A 1,330-nucleotide genomic window follows, 5' to 3' on the forward strand; every position below is an offset into this window, starting at 1 on the left:
CCCTGCGACTGCCCCCGGGACCGTCCCAGCCGATGGCGCAATCGCCCGCTCTCGGTTCCCCGGACAGTACCGTCTCCACCCCATAGCCAGGACCTAGGCAAAGCCGCGTGGCCCCCGTTTCGTGATCACGTGAGTCCGAGGAGGGCCAGCGGGCGTGCCGGGTCGCGGGCGTTGCGGCGCAGGCCGGCGGCGATGTTGTCGCAGCCGGTCAGGCGGAGTGCGATGGCGAGGTTGCGGAGGCCGACCATGGCGCGGGGAGCGGTTCCCGGTCCTGACGCATGACGCGTCCTCGGCGAAGGTCGTGTTCCGCACGTGATGGATCCTGTTTTCGATACCCCAGTGTTCGCGGACATGGCGGGCGATTTCGGCGGCATCGGCCCGGAGTGCGGTCAGGCTGGTGACTGCACAGACGCGTTCGAGGGTGACTTTGCCGCTGGTCACGATCCGCCGACGCCGGACAATCTGCAAAACCTGGTCGGCATGGGGGAACGGGAGGCCGGAGACGGTGGCGATCTTCATCCGGCGGAACTCGTCCCGGCCGTGCGCGGTGGCGCGAGTCCTGTCGAGCAGCGGAACCTCCTTCCACGGCAGTTGTTTCACCGGCCGTTGCAGCGTGGGCTGGTTGCCCTTGACGAACGCGATGTAGTGCGCGTGCTTGTCCTCGACCAGCAAGCGGGCGGTTGCCACCTGGGTGTGCATGGCGTCGAAGGTGACCACGTGCCCGGTCAGCTCGGGGGGCGAGCAGAGGCCGGAAGCAGATGATCTCGTTGGATTTGGCCGGCACCTCGCCCTGGGCAAGGACCAGACCGCTCCCGCTCATCGCGGACACCAGGTGGACCTGGCTACCGTCGCTGCGACGCGCTCCGCACACCCTCCTGCCGTCCACTGCGAGTGTGGGCGCTGGGGCGTCCGCCTGATCAGTCGCGGTGGCCCGGGCGCGATGCGTGAGCCAGCCTCCGATGGCCGTGTCCAGGGCATCACCGTTAATGCGTTGGAGTACCCGCCGCACTGTGGCCTCGGCCGGCGCGGCCGGCCCGGTGTCCGGCTCCCGGACGGTGCCACCGAGTCGGAGCAGTATGTGTGGCGGGGCGTCGGCGGCCCATTCCGCGATCGCGGTCAGGCATCTGGCTCCGGCCAGGACCGCGCACGCGGCCAACGCCAGGACGAATCGGTGACCGCGCGCGTGCAGGCGGTTGGATCCGGCTTTTCGGCGGGTGAACCTGGAGATCCTTGGCAATACCGATGGATTTCTGCATGCGCAGGTGTGGCCGCGGTTTGAGGCGGAGCCGGCGGAACTCGTGGGTATGCCGGTGTGGCTGTATCCACGCGA

The 1,330-nt window shown here is 68.9% G+C and carries 1 protein-coding gene and 3 pseudogenes; 1 reads left to right on the top strand and 3 read right to left on the bottom strand.

Going from position 1 to position 1,330, the window contains the following annotated elements; translation table 11 throughout:
• Positions 1 to 125 precede the first annotated feature (125 nt).
• The 3 genes and pseudogenes from ACFXJ5_RS41205 to ACFXJ5_RS41215 all read right to left on the bottom strand — a co-directional run.
• Positions 126 to 248 (bottom strand): hypothetical protein, encoded by a 123-nt coding sequence (locus ACFXJ5_RS41205; protein ID WP_384643698.1) that lies wholly within the window; start codon positions 246 to 248, stop codon positions 126 to 128.
• 70 nt (positions 249 to 318) lie between these two features.
• Positions 319 to 699: pseudogene (locus ACFXJ5_RS41210) on the bottom strand (ISAs1 family transposase); the annotation flags it as partial.
• A gap of 307 nt (positions 700 to 1,006) precedes the next feature.
• Positions 1,007 to 1,237, bottom strand: a pseudogene (locus ACFXJ5_RS41215) (hypothetical protein); the annotation flags it as partial.
• Between ACFXJ5_RS41215 and ACFXJ5_RS41220 the strand changes: the two are divergent.
• Positions 1,179 to 1,330, top strand: a pseudogene (locus ACFXJ5_RS41220) (diadenosine tetraphosphate hydrolase); the annotation flags it as partial. The pseudogenes ACFXJ5_RS41215 and ACFXJ5_RS41220 sit on opposite strands and share 59 nt — an antisense overlap.

The sequence above is a fragment of the Streptomyces sp. NPDC059373 genome (assembly GCF_042751495.1).
Classification (GTDB): Bacteria; Actinomycetota; Actinomycetes; order Streptomycetales; family Streptomycetaceae; genus Actinacidiphila.

Bases quoted from the DNA above. Each gene is read 5' to 3' on its own strand.
- ACFXJ5_RS41205 (WP_384643698.1), bottom strand. From the start codon at position 248: ATGGTCGGCCTCCGCAACCTCGCCATCGCACTCCGCCTGACCGGCTGC.